The organism is Edaphosphingomonas haloaromaticamans, from assembly GCF_001853345.1.
Classification (GTDB): Bacteria; Pseudomonadota; Alphaproteobacteria; order Sphingomonadales; family Sphingomonadaceae; genus Sphingomonas_E; species Sphingomonas_E fennica.
Genome location: NZ_MIPT01000001.1, coordinates 1,319,450 through 1,337,148 on the forward strand (window position 1 = coordinate 1,319,450; position 17,699 = coordinate 1,337,148).

A 17,699-nucleotide genomic window follows, 5' to 3' on the forward strand; every position below is an offset into this window, starting at 1 on the left:
CCATGGAACGATCGGACGAGCGCCATAACGAGAAGATGAAGAAGAAGCAGGCCGCGCATGAGAAGATCATGGCCAACAAGACCCGCGAGCAGGGCCTGCTGATCGTCCACACCGGCAAGGGCAAGGGCAAGACCACGGCGGCCCTGGGCATGGTGGTGCGCGCGATCGGCCATGGCATGAAGGTGGGCGTCGTCCAGTTCGTGAAGAGGGCGATGGCGACGGGTGAGAAAGCGGTGTTCGATGCCTTCCCCGATCGCGTGGAATTCCGCCCGATGGGCGAAGGCTTCACCTGGAACACGCAGGACCGCGCGCGCGACATCGCGGTGGCCCGGCAGGCATGGGAGGAGGTGAAGCGGATGATCGCTGATCCAGCCTATCAGATGGTTCTGGCGGACGAGCTGAACATCGTGCTGCGCTACGACTATCTGCCGCTGGAGGAAGTGCTGGAAGTGCTCGCCGCCAAGCCGGAGATGAAGCATGTCATCGTCACCGGCCGCAACGCGCCCGAGCCGCTGATGGAGGCGGCCGACCTCGTGACCGAGATGGCGCTGGTGAAGCATCCCTTCCGCAGCGGCGTGAAGGCGCAGCCGGGCATCGAGTTCTAGGACCAATCGACATTCAGCCCTGACGGCCTGCAAATGGCGGTTTCCTGCGCTTCCGGTGCTCACCTACTTTGAGTAGGCTGCGCTCCGGGTCACAGAAAACCACCATTTTCGTCGCGCCATCATCTGAATGTCGACTGGTCCTAGAGGGATTTCCGGGCAGGCGGGATCACCTGCCGGATCGGACATCGCCGTAATGAGCGGAGGGCCAGGGCGACAATTGCCGCGACAGGCTTTCGGCGGCGAGGACGTAGGCGGGGCCGCCGCACACCGTCCAGGCCATGGGCAGCTGGACGCGCGGGATGGCGGCGAGCGCGGGGTGATGGAGCATTTCGGTGCCGAGATCGGTTGCAGCGCCATCGCCATCGACGATCAGATAATCGGGGCGGGCGGCGACCATTTCCTCGACCGAAAGCTGCGAGAGGGCGGGGCGGCCGAGCCTGCCGGCGAGATTGACCGCGCCGGCGCGCGTCATCAGATCGTCGATCAGCGTGCCGCTGCCGGTGAGATAGCCGCGCCGCTGATAATAAGCCGCGACCGGGGCGCCCGGCGCCGGCCGCAGACGGGCGAGCGCCTGATCCATCCGGTGGATGAGCGCCTCGCCCCGTTCGGGATGGCCGATGGCGCCTGCCACCTGCCGCACCTGCGATACGATATCCGCATAGCTTTGGGCGGACGGCAGCGAGAGGATGGGGAGGTTGCGGGCCTTGAGGATGGCCACCGTTTCCCGCCGCCGCGAAGGGCTGGCGATCACCAGATCGGGCTGGAGGGCGAGAACTTCCTCCGCCGATCCGGTCGACTGGCGGATATCGCCGACCTTGCCGGCCGCGGCCGACATGGCGGGATCGCGCGCAAACTGGGTGAGGGCCGCGATCTGGCCGGGATCGGCGAGCGCCAGCAGATATTGATCGGCGCAGAGATTGAGCGAGACGATGCGCCGCGGCGCCGCCGCGCCGGCCGGCACAGCCCCCAGGCCGATCGCGCCCGCCAGCAGAACCAGCGCCTTGGACAGCATATGCATCGGCTGCCCATAGGGCGATTCCCGGCGGGAGGGAATCGGATCAGGCTGCCGGGTTCAGGGTGAGGATTTCTTCGCGTAACCGCACACTACCCCTTGGATATCCGCCTCAGCCGCCCGGCATCGCCCGATCGAGGACCGACCGCGCATCGATGGCGGCATCGAAGGCGCCGTAGGCCATGCCGCGCGGGTGCAGGCGGAGGCGGCAGAAGGCGTCCGCCACCGGGTTGCCTCGACCGATCAGCAATGCGGCCTGGGCGGCAAGCGCCAGGCGCTCCACCTGCAGCCGCGCCCCGGCTTCGTCGAGCCCGGAAAAGGCGATGCCGTCGATCCAGCGATCATAAGCGGCGTCGTGGCCGCGGGCGGCGTGGAGGAAGGCGTGCAGTGCCTCCACGCTTTCCGGCTCGCGATCGATGGCGCGCAGCACATCGAGCGCGATGACGTTGCCCGATCCTTCCCAGATCGCGTTGAGCGGGGATTGACGGAAGAGGCGGGGCATCGGCCCGGTTTCGACATAGCCGGCGCCGCCATGGCATTCCATCGCCTCATAGACGAAGCCGGGTGCGCGCTNGCAGATCCAATATTTGGCGATGGGGGTGAGCAGGCGGGCGAGGGGATCGTCCGCATCGAAGGCCGCGGCGAGGCGGAAGGCGAGCGCGGTCGCGGCCTCGCTCTCCACCGCGAGATCGGCCAGCACGGCCGCCATGGCCGGCTGATCGATCAGCCGGCGCTGGAAGGCGGAACGATGGGCGCAGTGCCAGAGCGCATGAGCGAGAGCGCTGCGCATCTGGAGCGCGGAGCCGACCACGCAATCGAGGCGGGTGTGCTGCACCATGCGGATGATGGTGGCCACGCCGCGCCCTTCCGGCCCGATCCGCCGGGCGAGCGCGCCATGATATTCGATTTCCGATGAGGCGTTGGAGCGATCGCCCAGCTTGTCCTTGAGGCGCATCACCCGGAATCCGGCGTTACGCGCGCCATCCGGCAGCCAGCGCGGCATCAGGAAGCAGGTGAGGCCGTCGCCTTCCGCCTGCGCCAATGTGAGGAAGGCATCGCACATCGGCGCCGAGCAGAACCATTTATGGCCGGTGAGCCGATACCAGCCATCCTCGCCCGCAGCCTCCGCGCGGGTGGCGTTGGCCCGCACGTCCGATCCGCCCTGCTTCTCCGTCATCGCCATGCCGATGGTGATGCCCGCCTTTTCCGGCGCGGGGCGTGAGGCGGGGTCATAGCGGCCGGCGAGGATGCGCGGCACCCATTCGGCCGCGACGTCGGGTTCGGCCATGAGCGCGGGGACGGCGGCATAGGTCATCGTCATCGGGCAGCTCGTGCCCGAATCCGCCTGGCCGGTGAGGAACAGGATCGCGGCATGGGCGACATGGCCGGCGGGCGTGCCGTTCCACGCCACGGAACAGAGGCCGCTTTCGATGCCGAGCGCCATAAGCTGATGATAAGCGGGGTGGAAACGCACCTCGTCTATCCGCCGGCCGTAGCGATCGAAGCCTTCCAGCACGGGCGGATTGCGATTGGCCTCGACACCCCAGTCGATCACCTCCGCCGAGCCGACGCGGCGGCCGAGGGCGCCGAGCCGATCGAAATGCCGGGTGCCGCCCGCATCCGCCACGGCTTCGGCGAGCGCGCGATCGCCGCTGAACAGGTCCACATCCTCGAACGGCGGCGGCTGGTTGAACACATCATGGGTATCGAGCTCGGCAATCGGGCGGAGGATCGGCATGGCGCGGCGCGTCCCTTGGCTGTGGTGGCGGCTGGCCTATCGATAGCCCGATATCCGGCGCAGGCCGAATCCGGGACGATTGATGGCCGGGGAGCGGGCGGTTAGGCAGGGCGGGCCGCGACCGGGCGGCGGGCAGAGGATGGCGGACGGCGCATGGCATCGGAGTTCGAAGCGGCGTATCGGGAAAAACTGCTGAGCGCCAAGGCGGCCGCCGCCCTGATCCCTTCCGGCGCGAAGCTGGCGATGGGCATGGGCGTATCCCAGCCGCCGGCGCTGCTGGCGGCGCTCGCCCGGCGGGCGGAGCAGGGGCTGGCGGGCGATATCCGCCTCTATTACCTGCTGTCGACCGCGATCGCCGGGGAGACCGTGCTGCGCGAGGAACTGGCCGATCGCATCCAGCCCTACAGCCTGTTCCACGGGCCGGTGGAGCGCGCGATCGACAGGCGCGCGGCCGAGGCCGGACGGCGCGGCGTGCGCTTCATCCCGACGAGCTTCCAGCAGGTGCCGCGCCTGATGTGCGACGAGGTGGGCGTGGACAGCCTGGTCTGCACCGTTTCGCCGATGGATGCGGAAGGCTGGTTCAGCTTCGGCACCAACACCGATTATGCCAAGCCTGTCGCGGATCGGGTGGGGCGCGTGATCGTCGAGGTCAATCCGCACATGCCGCGCACCTTCGGCGATTCGCGGCTGCATGTTTCGCAGGTGGCGGCGATCGTCGAGCATGCGGCGCCGCTGATCGAGGCGCCGCGCGCCGCGCTGCGGCCCGAGGACCGGGCGATCGGCGCGCTGATCGCCGGGCTGGTGGAGGATGGAGCGACGCTGCAGCTCGGCATCGGCGCGGTGCCGGATGCGGTGTGCGAGGCGCTGGCCGGGCATCGCGACCTGGGGCTGCATACCGAGATGCTGACGCCGGGGCCGGTGGAGCTGATGCGCAGGGGCGCGATCACCAATGCGCGCAAGACGCTGCATCCCGGCAAGGGCATCTTCACCTTTTCCATGGGCGACCGGACGACCTACGACTTCATCGACGGCAATCCCGATCTGGAAGCCTATCCCGTAAGCTATGTGAACGATCCGGCGGTGATCGCGCGCAATGCGAAGATGGTCTCGATCAACGCGACGCTGCAGGTGGACCTGACGGGGGCCTGCTGTTCGGAATTTCTCGACGGGCGGCAATATACGGCGGCCGGCGGGCAGCTGGATTTCGTGCGCGGGGCATCGGCCTCGCCGGGCGGGCGATCGATCATCGCCTGCCATGCGACGGCGGCCAGGGGCACGGCATCCCGCATCGTGCCGCGGCTGGACGGGCCGGTGACGACGCCGCGCAACGATGTGCACCATATCGTGACCGAACATGGCGTGGCCAATCTGCGCGGGCTGACCAGCGAGGAGCGGGCCTGTGCCCTGATCGCGATCGCGGCGCCGCAATTCCGTGAGGAACTGGCCCGCGCGGCGCGGGAACAGGGGCTGATATTCGGCTGATCGCCGGGCCCGCTTTGCGGTGGCTTTCCGATCGGAGGCTTTCGCGGGAAAGCTGGTGCGGACGGCGGGACTCGAACCCGCACTTTCACGAAGAAAAGCAGATTTTCGCACCACTTCGGCTTTCGCCGCCGGCAGGCCCTGGAGGCCGAGCCGTTCGTGGTCCGGACTGTCCCTTCGCCATGGCCCCTTTGAAGGAAGCCGAAGGCGCCGCCCGTCCAGTCTCTACACCTTCCCTTCCCGCCGGGGCGGGGAGGGCTTGGCTCGGGATCGGCATGGCAGGCATGGGCCGGCCGTAGCTTTCCCCGAATTTGAGCGGTTCTACGCCATGGGTTTCCCCATGGGCACTCAATTTGTTTAAGTCTGCTGCGTCTACCGATTTCGCCACGTCCGCGGCTTGCGCCCAAAGGCCGCAAGCCGCGTTTGCGGTCAAGCCGGAATTTGCACGCGCCTACACATTGAGGCGCGCGCGCATCTCCTTGCCCGGCTTGAAATAGGGCACGCGCTTGGCATCCACCTTCACCGATTCCCCAGTGCGGGGGTTGCGGCCGGTGCGAGCAACGCGCGCGCGCGTGGAAAAGGCACCGAAGCCGCGCAGCTCGACGCGCCCGTCTTCCTTCAGTCGTTCAGCGATCTCCTCGAAGAAGATGCTGACTATCCGTTCGACTTCCGCAGCCGAAAGACCCGGATTATCCTTAGAGAGTAATTGTACGAGTTCCGATCTGATCATTGGCCTCCCCCCAAGTTGATGCCCACGGACCGTCCGCGCCGCGAATACGCCGCCGTTTCGTTTTCCGGCCGGAGACCCCCACGGTCCCATGCCTTCGAAACGATCGCCGCACCCGCAACGGTCCGGCGGCCTTTCGGTTGCCGGACTCCGGCATTATGCAGCAAAACGAAGAGGAAAGCGACGGTCCTTTGTATGGATCGATCGCTTGTCGCCACCAGGGGCCGGACTGCGGGAAAGGGAAGCGGGATGAGGATGGGCTTTCGGAAATCATTGGCGGCGGGGCTGGCCGCGACCCTGTCGATCCCGGCCTTTGCTGCGCCTTTGCCGCGCCCGCCGGCCTTCGCGATGTGCGCCGCCTGCCACAAGACCCAGCCCGGCGCATCATCGCCGATGGGGCCGAACCTGTGGGGCGTGGGCGGAAGAAAGCCCGCTAGCCTTACGGGTTACACCTTTTCCCCCGCCCTGCAGAAGCTACAGCAGCCGTGGACGCGCGCGACGCTGATCGCCTTCATCACCGATCCGCGCAAGATCGCGCCCGGCAACCGGATGGCCTATGCGGGCCAGAAGGACCCGGCGGTCGCCGCCGCGCTCGCGGATTATATGCTGTCGCTGAAATAGGCGCACGCGCCGGCGCCGCGCCCGCTCTTCCTGCTGCCGGACCAAGAAAAAGGGCGCGGACCTTGCGATCCGCGCCCTCTTTTCGTTCGCCCGTGAAGGCGGAGCGATTATTCGCCGCGCGCCTTGTTCAGCGCCGCGCCGAGGATGTCGCCCAGCGACGCGCCCGAGTCGGACGAGCCATACTGCGCCACGGCCTGCTTCTCCTCGGCGATCTGCATCGCCTTGATCGAGAAGGTCGGCTTCTTCGAACGATCGAAGCCGGTGACCATCGCGTCGAACTTCTGGCCGACCTGGAAGCGCTCCGGACGCTGCTCGTCGCGGTCGCGGCCGAGATCGCCGCGCTTGATGAAGCCGACCGCGCCGTCGTCGCCGGCCTGCACGTCGAGGCCCGCATCGCCGACCGAGAGGACGGTGACGGTGACGATCGCGTTCTTGTTGAGCTTGTCGCCGCCGGTGGCCACGACGCCGCCGCGCTCAAGCTGCTTCATGCCGAGCGAGATGCGCTCCTTCTCCGGATCGATGTCGAGCACGACGGCCTGCACCGTCTCGCCCTTGTGATGCAGAGCCAGGGCTTCCTCGCCCGAAACGCCCCAGGCGATGTCCGACATGTGGACCATGCCGTCCACGTCGCCATCCAGGCCGATGAACAGGCCGAATTCGGTGGCGTTCTTGACTTCGCCCTCAACGGTGGAGCCGACCGGGTGCTTCTCGGCGAAGGCTTCCCACGGATTGCTGATCGCCTGCTTCAGGCCCAGCGAGATGCGGCGCTTGTCGGCGTCGACCTCGAGGATGACCACGTCCACTTCCTGGCTGGTGGAGACGATCTTGCCCGGATGGACGTTCTTCTTGGTCCAGCTCATTTCGGAGACGTGGACGAGGCCCTCGATGCCCGGCTCCAGCTCGACGAAGGCACCATATTCGGTGATGTTGGTCACGCGGCCGGTGAACTTCGCGCCGATCGGATACTTGGCGGCGGCGCCTTCCCACGGATCGCTCTCGAGCTGCTTCATGCCGAGCGAGATGCGCTGGGTTTCGCGATTGATGCGGATGATCTGGACACGGACGGTATCGCCGATGTTGATCATCTCGCTCGGGTGGCCGACGCGCTTGTAGCTGAGGTCGGTGACGTGGAGCAGGCCGTCGATGCCGCCCAGATCCACGAAGGCGCCGTAATCGGTGATGTTCTTGACGACACCCTCGATCACCTGGCCTTCATGCAGCGACTGGATCAGGCCCGTGCGCTGTTCGGCGCGGGTCTCTTCCAGCACGGCGCGGCGCGACACGACGATGTTGCCGCGGCGGCGATCCATCTTGAGGATCTGGAAGGGCTGCGGAATGTCCATCAGCGGGGTGACGTCGCGCACGGGGCGGATATCGACCTGGCTGCCCGGCAGGAAGGCCACGGCGCCGTTGAGGTCGACGGTGAAGCCGCCCTTGACGCGGCCGAAGATGACGCCGTCGACGCGGGCGCCCTGGCCGAATTCGGTCTCGAGCTTGTCCCACGCGGCTTCGCGGCGGGCGCGATCGCGCGACAGCATCGCTTCGCCCATCGAATTCTCGACGCGGTCGACATAGACCTCGACTTCGTCACCGACCTTGAGATCGGCCTTCTGGCCCGGCGCCGGCGCGAATTCGCGCAGCGCGACTCGACCTTCCGACTTCAGACCGACGTCGATGACGGCCATGTCGTTTTCGATCGCGGTGACGGTGCCCTTGACGACGCGGCCCTCGAAGCCCTGCTCGTCGCCGAGCGTCTGGTTGAGGAGCGCCGCGAAATCATCGCGGGTGGGGTTTGCCGTAGTGGCCATGTGTATGTGTTTCCTGACTGACGGTTTCCGGCCATCCGGTTGATTCCGGAGGTCTTTTGGCCGAACCGCCGCACGAGCCCCATGCCCGTGCAGCATCTTTCCGACGCTTCTTCCGCGAAAAGCCGAAAGCGCGCAGAAAGGCCCCGGCGTCGTTCCGCCAGTGCCCCATGCGCGCTCTACCGGGTGGCCGCGCGGCCGATCCCGAGCCGGTCTTCCACGAGCGAAATCGCCCGATCGACGGCTGCGTCTATATCCATATAGCTCGTGTCCAGCAAGGCGGCATCGTCCGCCGGGCGGAGCGGCGCGGCGGCGCGGGTGCTGTCCCGAAGATCGCGCGCGCGGATATCGGCGAGCACCCTGTCGAAGCTGATATCGTCATGCCCCAGCCGAACCAGCTCGTCATGCCGGCGGCGCGCGCGGACATGGGGCGTGGCCTTCACGAACAGCTTGGCATCGGCATCGGGCGCGATGACCGTGCCGATATCCCGCCCGTCCAGCACCGCGCCGCCGGGCTGGGCGGCGAAGGCGCGCTGTCGGGCGACCAGCGCCGCGCGCACCGCCGGAATGGCTGAAACGCGCGAGGCGGCGGCGCCGGCAATCTCCGTCTTCAGCTCGGGATCGGCGAGGAGGGCGTCGTCGAAGGCGCAGGCGGCGAGCGCATCCGCCTCATTCTCCGGATCGCCGCCGTCGCGCAGCACCTGCACGCCGACCGCGCGGTAAAGCAGCCCGGTATCGAGGCAGGGGAGGCCGAAATGCGCGGCGAGCGCGCGGGCGATGGTGCCCTTGCCCGATGCGGCGGGTCCGTCGACGGCGATGATCATTTCGGGTCGTGCCCCGCGAGCCAGGTGGAGAGCGCGGCATTATAGGCTTCCGGCTGGTCGGACTGGGTGCGGTGCGCGGCACCGGCGATGATCTCCAGCCGGGCGCCGGGGATTTCCGCGGTGAAGCGGCGCGCGGTTTCGGGCGTCACCTCATCCGAATCGCCGATCAGGAAGAGGGTGGGCGCGGCGACGCGCTTCAGCAGCGGCTCGCCATCATAATCCTTGAGCGTGCCGGTCGCGCGGAATTCGTTGGGACCCCACATGTGATTATAGAGATTGGCAGCGAGCTTCAGCCCGTGCGCCTGCTCATAGTCGATCGCCCATTGCGGGGCCGGGCGCAGCCGCCAGAAACGGGCATAGAAGGCATCGACCGCGGCGGTGCAGGCGGCGACAGGGGGCGGGCTGGCGCCTTCGCAGGCGGTGAGCGCGGCCTGCACGTCCGCCGGCAGCTTCGCGCGGAGCGTCGCCGCATCCGCCATCCAGGCGCGGGTGGAGATGAGCGGCCCCTGAAGGATCAGGCTGACTAGCGCCTCCGGTTGCCGCGCCGCATATTCCAGCGCGACCGTGCCCCCCCAGCTATGCCCCAGCACATGCCAGCGATCGACGCCCAGCGCGGCGCGGATCGCCTCCAGTTCCTCCACGAAGCGGGAGACCTGCCAGTTGGCGGGATCGCCCGGCTTTTCGGAAAGCCCGCAATCGAGCTGGTCGTAAAGGATCACCGCGCGATCCCGCGCCAGCGGCAGGGCCGGCAGGAAGGCGCCGTGCGAGCCGCCGGGGCCGCCATGGACCATCACGACCGGGGGGCGGGCGCCCGCCAGATCGCCGTTGATCCGCACGTAAGCGCGGCCGCCGGGAACGGGGACCATCAATTCCCGATCGGGCGCGAGGCGCGGCGCGGTTTCGGCAAGCGCGGTTGCCGGGGAGAGCAAGGTGGCGCCGGCCATGGCCAGCGTTGTCCGGCGATCCATTTCCATATCCCGGTTCAATCGCGCTGGGCGGGCCGAATCTCGGCACCCAGACGGGCTAGCATGGCGGCAAAGCCGGGGAAACTGGTGGCGACGGGGGCCATATCGTCGATGACGACGGGTTTGCGCGCGACCAGTCCGGCCACGGCGAAGCTCATGGCGATGCGGTGATCGAGATGGGCGGCGACGGTGGCGCCGCCGGCAAGCGGATCGCCGCCGGTGCCGTCGACGATCAGCCCATCCTCCAGTTCTTCCACCCGAGCGCCGATCGCGGCGAGCCCTTCGGCCATCACCCGGATGCGATCCGATTCCTTGACGCGGAGCTCCTCCAGCCCGCGCATCACCGTGCGGCCCCGGGCGAGGGCGGCCGCCACGAACAGCACCGGGAACTCGTCCACCATGCTCGGCACGACATCGGGCGGGACGTCGATCCCCGAAAGCGCGGAGTGGCGGACGACGAGATCGGCCACCGGCTCGCCGCCGACGGTGCGCTCATTGGTGAAGGCGATGTCGCCGCCCATGGCGCGGAGCACCTGATAGAGGCCGGCGCGGGTGGGGTTGAGGCCCACATTCTCCACCGTCACCACCGATCCCGGCACCAGCAGCGCCGCGACCACGGGGAAGGCGGCGGAGGAAGGATCGCCCGGCACGGTGATCGCCTGCGGCTTCAGCTCCGCCTCGCCCCGGATGGAGATGATGCGGGCGCCCTGGCCGTCCTCCTCCACCGAAAGATCGGCGCCGAAGCCGCGCAGCATGCGCTCGCTATGGTCGCGGGTCGGCACCGGCTCGATCACGCGGGTTTCGCCGGGCGTGTTGAGGCCGGCGAGCAATATGGCCGACTTCACCTGCGCCGATGCCACCGGCAGGCGATATTCGATCGGCACCGCCGGGCAGATGCCGCGCACCATCAGCGGCAGGCACTGGCTCCCGCCGGCGCCGGGGCTGGCGGTGAATTCCGCGCCCATCAGCCCCAGCGGATCGGTGACGCGGCCCATCGGCCGCTTCGACAGCGAGGCATCGCCGATGAAGGTGGCGGTGATCGGGTGGCTGGCGACGAGGCCCAGCAGCAGCCGGGTGGACGTGCCGGAATTGCCCATGTCGAGGGCCTCGCGCGGCTGGAGCAGCCCGCCCACGCCGACGCCGTGGATGCGCCAGCGGCCGTCCTCGCCCCGTGCGATATCGGCGCCCATCGCCCGCATCGCGGCGGCGGTGGCGATCACATCCTCGCCCTCCAGCAGCCCTTCCACCACGCTTTCGCCCACGGCCAGCGCGGAAAGCATCAGCGAACGGTGCGAGATCGATTTGTCCCCCGGCACGCGGACGGCGCCGGCAAGCGGCCCCGGCGCGTGGAAGGATGCGGATGCGGGCGGAACGGAAGGGGAGGAGGCGTTCATCGGACGCGGCTTTTGACAGCGGCTCCCCGCTATGGCAAGGCGCCCGGCGTTTCGCTCGCGTGCCGGTGGCGCGGGGGTGTTTATCCAATTCCTTTCCGTGGAGTCTCATAGCCGTGGTGAAACCTGAATGGGGCACCAAGCGGACCTGCCCGAAATGCGGCACCCGCTTCTACGATCTTGGCAAGGAAGATCCCGTCACCTGCATTGAATGCGGGACGGCGTGGGAACCCGATCCCATCCTGAAGTCCAAGCAGCCGCTGCCGTTCGATGCGCCCAAGAAGGCGGATGATCCCGAGAAGGTCGATGCCGACCTGTCCGAAGAGGATCTGGACATCGACGAGGATGCCGAGCCGAGCCCCGACGACGACGTCGATCTGGGCGGCGACGACGATATCGGCGTCGCGACGGGTGGCGACGACGACGAAAATTAAAAAATGCGATATTCGTAAAAAAAGCATCTTGCAGGGGGAGGCGAGCCCGCTTAGAGGAGCGCCTCCCCGCCGGGCCCAACCGGCGGATGAATGAGATGGGGCCGTAGCTCAGCTGGGAGAGCGTCGCAATGGCATTGCGAAGGTCAGGGGTTCGATCCCCCTCGGCTCCACCATTTCAAAGCCCGGCTTGCCGCGCTTTTTTCATGCCCAGGCGGCGGGCTTGGCCGCTGATATAATCACATTGGCATCATGCGGTATCGTAGGCAGGCGGTCATATGCCTGTATGTCCGCCGCCAATATCTTTCCACACCGGCGATAAATTCCCGGAGATACTCCGGTCGCAGGTGGCGGCAGTTCTTCACGCCGGCGCCGATCGCCGCGCGCTTCAACCCCGACCTTTAGGTATAGTATCGGCAGATGGTCACCGCCGAAAAACCTGCCATGGTCGCCGTCGCTGCGGTCATGCGAAAGCGAATCGTTACAGCCAACGCTCTGCTCAAAGCAGATCGCCTCTGGCGGTTGATCATTGCGGACGCTCCAGCCGCCCGCGCATCGGTGCGATCCGTCCATGTCCGGAATGGTCGGATCGCGGCCTTGTTCAAACCTGGCGGGTCAGAAGGCGGGAAGCACGGCCCCTTGATATTTGGAGGCGAGATAGGCTTTCACGTCGTCGCTTCTGAGAGCTGCGATCAGCTTGACGACGCGCGGGTCCTTGCTGCTGCCTGGGCGGCCGACGACGAAGTTCACGTAAGGCGATTTGCCATCCTCGATCGCCAGCGCGTCCCGGACGGGATTGAGCTTGGCATCGAGAGCGTAATTGGTGTTGATCAGCGCCAGATCCACCTCGCCGAGCATTCGGGGCAAGGTTGCGGATTCCAGTTCGCGGAAGTGGAGGTTGCGTGGATTCTCGACCACGTCGCGGACGGTCGAAAGCGGATTGTCCACCTGTTTCAGGCGGATCAGCCCGGCCTTCTGCAGGAGGAGCAGCGCGCGTCCGCCATTGCTCGCTTCATTGGGGATGGCGACGGTCGCGCCCGACGGCAATTGTGCGAGGTCCCGCCATTTCCGGGAATAGGCGCCCAGCGGCTCGATATGGATGCCGGCAATGGGTTCGAGCTTGGTATGCCGCGCCGCGTTGAATTCGTCGAGGTAGGGCCTGGTCTGGAAATAGTTGACGTCGATCTGCCCCTGATCGACCTGGAGGTTGGGCTGGACATAGTCGTTGAAGACCCGGATCTGGAGCTTGAGACCCTGCTTCTCCAGCGTGGGGCGCACATGCTCCAGAATCTCGGCATGCGGGACCGCCGTCGCCGCGATACTGAGCGTTCCGGGATCGGACGACTTGGCCCCCCCGCAGGCGGCGAGCAGCAGCACGGACATGAGCGCGACAAGCGATCGACGACGCATCGAACAAAACTCCCTCAGCGATGGTCCACGGCCCCGGCGAGCCGATCGCCGGCAAACTGGATAAGCTGGACGAGGACGATCAACAGCGCAACGGTCACCAGCATGACGTCCCCCTGGAACCGCTGATAGCCGTAGCGGATCGCCAGATCTCCCAGTCCGCCGGCTCCCACCACGCCCGCCATGGCGGTGAAGGAAACGAGCGCGATGGCCGTAATCGTCGCGCCGGATACGATGCCGGGCAGCGCCTCGGGCACCAAGACCTTGGTGATGATCTGGATGCGGGTTGCCCCCATCGCCTGGACGGCCTCGATCGTGGAGCGCGGAATCTCCCGCAAGGCAGACTCGACCAGCCGGGCGTAGAAGGGCGCCGCGCCTGCGACCAGCGGCGGGATGGCTCCCGCGACGCCGAGCGATGTCCCGACGAGGGCCAATGTAAGCGGGATCATCATGATCAGCAGGATCACGAAGGGGATCGAGCGCAGGATGTTGACGGAAAAGCCGAGCAGCCGGTTCACCGCGATATTCTGGCTGATCTGGCCACGGTCGGTCAGGAACAGCAGGACGCCGAGGGGGATGCCCAGCACCAGGGTCAGGGCGAACGAACCGCCCAGCATGAGAAGCGTATCGAACGTCGCCTGGCCGATATCGGCCCAGACGATATTATGGAAGAAGTCGATCATTTCCGCTCATCCCCGAGCAAAGCCAGCGTCGCTTGCCGCGTGGATGCGGTGAAGACCGTCTCGACCGGCCCCACTTCGACCAGATGCCCGTGGTCCAGCACGGCGACGTGGCTGCAGATGGCCCGGATCACTTCCATCTCATGGGTAATAAGGACGATGGTCAGGCCCATTTCGCGGCTGAGATCCGCCAGCAGCGCCAGCACCGATCGCGTGGTTTCCGGGTCGAGCGCGCTCGTCGCCTCATCGCACAGCAGGATCTCCGGCCGGGTCGCGAGCGCGCGCGCGATGCCGACGCGCTGGCGCTGCCCTCCCGAAAGTTCAGCGGGATAGCTGGATGCCTTGTCGGCAATGCCGACACGCTCCAGAAGCTCGGCGACACGGGCCTCGCGGTCCGATCGCGCCACCCCATCCAGTTCGAGGGGAAGGGCAACATTCGCCGCGATCGTCCGATTGGCCAGCAACCCGAACGACTGGAAGATCATGCCGATACGCCGGCGCAGCTTCCTCAATCCGCTTTCACTCAAGCGCGAGACCAAGGCCCCGTCGACAAGGACATTGCCCTCGCTCGGATGCTCCAGCCCGTTGATAAGGCGCAGCAGCGTGGATTTGCCCGCGCCGGACCGGCCAATGATGCCGAAGATCGCGCCACGGGGAATTTCGAGGTCGATCGCGCTCAAGGCGGCGGTGCCGTCGCCAAATCGTTTCGCGACATTTTCGAGGCGGATCATATCGTACCCATTACCTGCGCGGCGAAGCGTTCCATCTCCTCGGCCTGGGGGCTCATCTGGAGAAGCAGCAGATCGACACCCGCATGTTCATATTCGGCGATCCGTTCCCTGATCTGCTCCGGGGTTCCGACCAGATTGGGGCGTAGGCCGCGATTGGAGACCGCATATTCCCTGAGCTTCAGATCCCTCTCCAATTGCGTGCCCGACAGCCACTGGTCGAAATTGGCATAGCCGGCGGGCAAGTTGCCCATGTTCGTGATGCGCTCCAGCTCGCGCAGGGCTTCCGCCTCGCTGTCCCGAACGATGGCGTAGGCCGCCATGCCGAACTTCATCGGCGTGCCGCCGATCTTCGCGCGACGCGCGCGCATATCCGCGATCTTGGGGGCGATCGTGGATACCGGATCGCCATGCATGACATAGGCGTGGCATTGCCGCGCAATCATCGCCTTGGCGCGATCGCTTTCGCCGCCTGCATATATTGTCGGCCTGCCCAACGGCTTGGGCATGCAGATGGCGTTCTCCATGCGATAGTGGCTGCCCTCGAAGCTGAAGCGATCCTCGGTCCAAAGCCCTTCCACGACCGTGAGCCATTCTTCGGTGCGGGCATAGCGATCGTCATGCTCGTCGAACTGCAGGCCATATTGGCGCGCCTCGTCCGCCCACCATGACGACACGACATTGAGCGCCAGCCGCCCGCCCGAGATATGATCGATATTGGCCGCGGCTTTCGCGAAAAGCGCCGGATGGTGAAAATTGGGGCGGACCGCAACCATCAGCTCGATACGCTCGGTCACCGCCGCAAGAGCTGCCGCCGTCGACCATGCATCGAGCGCGGGTTGTTCGATACCCTTGATATCGTTGAGATTGAGTTCGGCGATCAACGCAAGATCATAGCCCCAGCGTTCGGATGCCTGCGTCAAGCGGCGGCAATGATCCCAGCTGGCCTCCATCCCTTCATCGGGAATATTACGAAGCCAGCCGCCGAATACGGGCATCCAGTAGCCATAGCGCATCAGCGGGATTCCGCGATCCAGGCCTCGAGCCTGTCGACGAGCTTCTCGTGCGGGTCCCAGCCCAGCACATCCAGCGGCTTCGCAACGAAATTGGACAGCGCGTTGATATCGTAGAAACGCGGTGTCCCGTCGCGATCGTCGATCATCACCTCGACCCCGCCGACATCCAGATGCGCCGCGCGGGCAATGGCTTCGGCGGCGGTGCGCAGCGGTTCGACGGGCTCGACCGCATTCATCCGGATCGCGCCATCGGGACGCTGGCAGGCATCCGCCGGGCAAAGATCGAAAGCACCGGCGCCGGCAATGTCGAGGGCATAGAGATAGGATCGGTCCAGCGTCTCGATCCGCATGATCCTGCCATCGCGCGCAGGCACGTAGTCCTGCACCAGAAGCGTCCCGTCGATGCTGCCGGGAAGCGTCCGGTCCGCAATGGCCGCGCGGAGAGCGTCCCGATCGTCGAAGCGCGCGATTCCTGCCCCGGCTCCGCCGATATTGGCCTTCACCACGAGGGGAAATCCAATCGCTTCCGCCGCTTGCGCCACATCAGCGACGCGATGAACGGTGCGCGTGCGGGGGATGGCCAGCCCGAGCGATGCGATTAGCGAGAGCTGGCGCGCCTTGGATGTATCGACCGCCAGGGTGGCGGTGCCATTGAGCACGTGAGCGCCGGCCCTTTCCCAGGCGTCGAACAATGCCAATCCCCAGAAGATCGGCTGCTCCGCGCTGCGGAGAATGGCGGACATCGCGATTCTGTTCAGCACGACCCGCGACGGCGCCGGGCAGTTGGGGTCGAAGCTCCCGCCCGCGCGCATCGCCGAATAAGGGAGGCCGCGCCGCTGCAGGGCCGCGAAAAGCGGCTCGAACCATTGGTCATGTTCGTAAACGATGGTGAGGTCGGTCATGCAGCCGTCGATGCGGGCTTGGCTGCCTGGCCGGACAGCGGTGGGAATGCCATGCGAAACTGGCCTCGTCGGGTGGAGGAGTTGCACCTATTTTTAATCATATTGGTAGGCAATCAAGAAATTCTATCGCCCTCCGTCGCGGGCGAGGGTCCTCCGATAGGGTGCCTGAAGTGAATCCGCGCCATCTGGCGCATCAGGTAAAGCAAAAGGGCGAAACCGTGGTGGCTTCATGGGAAATCGGCGCTCGAGTGACCCACGGGCTTGGCCATCAGCGCTGCACATGGCGAGCCGGGCTGGCCCAGGCGCCGGCCCGAGGGCGAAAGTGGCCTCCCGACCCGCATCCGCGGGCCATCACCAATTGATTCTGACGCCGATCTTGCCCTGCCAGGCGTGGCTGTCGCCATCGAAGGCGGATTCGTAGCTGCCCTGGCCGAAGATGGTGAGCTTCGGATCGACGAGCAGGCTGGTGCCGAGGCCGATCTGCCACCAGGTGACGGGCGGATCGGATCGGAAGGGAACAAAGCCATCGGCAGACGAGAATTCGGTTTTCGAATTGCCGAGGAACTCGTGCCAGATATTGCCCCGCAGCCAGCCTTGCAGATCGCCCGAATTGGCGAGCCGGAGGCCGATCCGCCCGGTAAGGGAATCGAGATCGTGGAAGCGGACGTGGGCGCCGGGATCATCGAAGCTATCGATGCTGAGCGCCTGATAGATGAGCTGGGCCTGGGGCTCGAGCCGCCAATCCTCATCAAAGCGGATGGGATAGCCGCCCTCGAGCGACGCGGCGAAGCCGAAGCCGTCGGTCTTGATGGCGGGCAGGCGCAATGACCGCAGCTTCATATTGTACCAGGTCGCCTGGACGACGGCATCGAGATAGGCGCCGTCGGGCTCGAAGTGCGTCCAGTAGGCGCCGATGGAATAGTTGGTCATCTTCACCTTGCCGGCGCGGAACCGCTGTTCGAGCAGGTTGTGATCGACATCGGCATCCATGGTTCCATAGGTGGCGAGGATGCCGGCATGATCGCGATCGGCCTCGGTGCCGTCGTCGCGTTTCTGCTGTTCGCGATAGACGTCGAAGCCGATCTGGAAGGCGGCGAGATCGGACTTGTAGGACGGTCCGTCGCCATAGACGCCGAGCGGATCGCCATCGGACTTGCCATGGCGCAGGATCACCCGGCCCCAGAGGCCGTTGGCCCATTTATCGGAATCGGCGAGCGCGGGATTGCCGCGGATCTGTTCTTCCTCGCCGACGCGTTCGTGCAGCGTGTCGAGAATCTGTCGTCCGTAAATCGCCATCATCGCCGGTGCCGCGGCGTAGACCGAGGTTTCCTGCCGATAGTGCGGTGTCGGCGTTGGGGTCGGGGTGGG

At 66.3% G+C, this 17,699-nt stretch carries 17 protein-coding genes and 1 tRNA gene; 5 read left to right on the forward strand and 13 right to left on the reverse strand.

Annotated features, from left to right (window positions below):
- Positions 1 to 2 precede the first annotated feature (2 nt).
- Positions 3 to 605, forward strand: a complete 603-nt coding sequence (gene cobO, locus BHE75_RS06120; RefSeq protein ID WP_070933113.1) for a cob(I)yrinic acid a,c-diamide adenosyltransferase — start codon at positions 3 to 5, stop codon at positions 603 to 605.
- A gap of 166 nt (positions 606 to 771) precedes the next feature.
- On the opposite strand, the gene BHE75_RS06125 is transcribed toward cobO, so the two are convergent.
- Both BHE75_RS06125 and BHE75_RS06130 read right to left on the reverse strand, forming a co-directional pair.
- Positions 772 to 1,623, reverse strand: coding sequence for an ABC transporter substrate-binding protein (locus tag BHE75_RS06125; RefSeq protein WP_070933115.1), 852 nt, complete (start codon positions 1,621 to 1,623; stop codon positions 772 to 774).
- 106 nt (positions 1,624 to 1,729) lie between these two features.
- Positions 1,730 to 3,355, reverse strand: a complete 1,626-nt coding sequence (locus BHE75_RS06130) for an acyl-CoA dehydrogenase family protein (protein ID WP_070933118.1) — start codon at positions 3,353 to 3,355, stop codon at positions 1,730 to 1,732.
- A 153-nt stretch (positions 3,356 to 3,508) separates the two neighbouring features.
- Between BHE75_RS06130 and BHE75_RS06135 the strand changes: the two genes are divergently transcribed.
- Positions 3,509 to 4,837: an acetyl-CoA hydrolase/transferase family protein gene (locus tag BHE75_RS06135; protein ID WP_070933120.1), complete on the forward strand. Its 1,329-nt coding sequence runs from the start codon at positions 3,509 to 3,511 to the stop codon at positions 4,835 to 4,837.
- A 448-nt stretch (positions 4,838 to 5,285) separates the two neighbouring features.
- Here BHE75_RS06135 and BHE75_RS06140 read toward each other — a convergent pair whose 3' ends face one another.
- Complete coding sequence (locus tag BHE75_RS06140) at positions 5,286 to 5,564, reverse strand: integration host factor subunit beta (protein WP_015459813.1); 279 nt, start codon at positions 5,562 to 5,564, stop codon at positions 5,286 to 5,288.
- A gap of 246 nt (positions 5,565 to 5,810) precedes the next feature.
- On the opposite strand from BHE75_RS06140, the gene BHE75_RS06145 reads away from it, so the two are divergent.
- Entirely contained in the window at positions 5,811 to 6,182 is a 372-nt protein-coding gene (locus tag BHE75_RS06145) for a c-type cytochrome (RefSeq protein WP_254684372.1), read from the forward strand.
- A gap of 107 nt (positions 6,183 to 6,289) precedes the next feature.
- Here BHE75_RS06145 and rpsA read toward each other — a convergent pair whose 3' ends face one another.
- The 4 genes from rpsA to aroA form a co-directional block, all read right to left on the reverse strand.
- Positions 6,290 to 7,990, reverse strand: coding sequence for a 30S ribosomal protein S1 (gene rpsA, locus BHE75_RS06150; protein ID WP_070933124.1), 1,701 nt, complete (start codon positions 7,988 to 7,990; stop codon positions 6,290 to 6,292).
- A 176-nt stretch (positions 7,991 to 8,166) separates the two neighbouring features.
- Positions 8,167 to 8,811 (reverse strand): (d)CMP kinase, encoded by a 645-nt coding sequence (gene cmk, locus BHE75_RS06155; protein ID WP_070933126.1) that lies wholly within the window; start codon positions 8,809 to 8,811, stop codon positions 8,167 to 8,169.
- The gene (locus BHE75_RS06160) at positions 8,808 to 9,779 is read right to left on the reverse strand and encodes a proline iminopeptidase-family hydrolase (RefSeq protein ID WP_254684373.1); all 972 of its coding nucleotides are present in this window, start codon (positions 9,777 to 9,779) and stop codon (positions 8,808 to 8,810) included. The genes cmk and BHE75_RS06160 overlap by 4 nt, the downstream gene beginning before the upstream one ends.
- A 14-nt stretch (positions 9,780 to 9,793) precedes the next feature.
- A complete protein-coding gene (aroA, locus tag BHE75_RS06165; protein WP_070933128.1) occupies positions 9,794 to 11,170 on the reverse strand; it encodes a 3-phosphoshikimate 1-carboxyvinyltransferase in 1,377 nt (458 codons plus the stop codon).
- A 113-nt stretch (positions 11,171 to 11,283) separates the two neighbouring features.
- Here aroA and BHE75_RS06170 point away from each other — a divergent pair, with 113 nt between their 5' ends.
- Positions 11,284 to 11,601 carry a TIGR02300 family protein gene (locus BHE75_RS06170; protein WP_015459819.1) on the forward strand — a complete coding sequence of 106 codons (318 nt, stop codon included), beginning with the start codon at positions 11,284 to 11,286 and terminating at the stop codon, positions 11,599 to 11,601.
- A 97-nt stretch (positions 11,602 to 11,698) separates the two neighbouring features.
- Positions 11,699 to 11,774 (forward strand) — tRNA-Ala (locus tag BHE75_RS06175).
- Between the two features lie 439 nt (positions 11,775 to 12,213).
- Here BHE75_RS06175 and BHE75_RS06180 read toward each other — a convergent pair.
- The 6 genes from BHE75_RS06180 to BHE75_RS06205 all read right to left on the reverse strand — a co-directional run.
- Positions 12,214 to 13,008 carry a MetQ/NlpA family ABC transporter substrate-binding protein gene (locus tag BHE75_RS06180; protein ID WP_070933130.1) on the reverse strand — a complete coding sequence of 265 codons (795 nt, stop codon included), beginning with the start codon at positions 13,006 to 13,008 and terminating at the stop codon, positions 12,214 to 12,216.
- Between the two features lie 14 nt (positions 13,009 to 13,022).
- Entirely contained in the window at positions 13,023 to 13,688 is a 666-nt protein-coding gene (locus tag BHE75_RS06185) for a methionine ABC transporter permease (RefSeq protein WP_070933132.1), read from the reverse strand.
- On the reverse strand, positions 13,685 to 14,365 hold the full coding sequence (locus BHE75_RS06190) for a methionine ABC transporter ATP-binding protein (protein WP_302622700.1): 681 nt from the start codon (positions 14,363 to 14,365) through the stop codon (positions 13,685 to 13,687). Before BHE75_RS06190 ends, BHE75_RS06185 begins: the two co-directional genes overlap by 4 nt.
- A 47-nt stretch (positions 14,366 to 14,412) precedes the next feature.
- Complete coding sequence (locus BHE75_RS06195) at positions 14,413 to 15,429, reverse strand: LLM class flavin-dependent oxidoreductase (protein ID WP_070933135.1); 1,017 nt, start codon at positions 15,427 to 15,429, stop codon at positions 14,413 to 14,415.
- Positions 15,429 to 16,331 (reverse strand): ATP-grasp domain-containing protein, encoded by a 903-nt coding sequence (locus BHE75_RS06200; RefSeq protein WP_070933138.1) that lies wholly within the window; start codon positions 16,329 to 16,331, stop codon positions 15,429 to 15,431. Before BHE75_RS06200 ends, BHE75_RS06195 begins: the two co-directional genes overlap by 1 nt.
- 351 nt (positions 16,332 to 16,682) lie before the next feature.
- A partial coding sequence (locus tag BHE75_RS06205; protein WP_191225153.1) for an autotransporter family protein occupies positions 16,683 to 17,699 on the reverse strand: 1,017 nt, incomplete at its 5' end.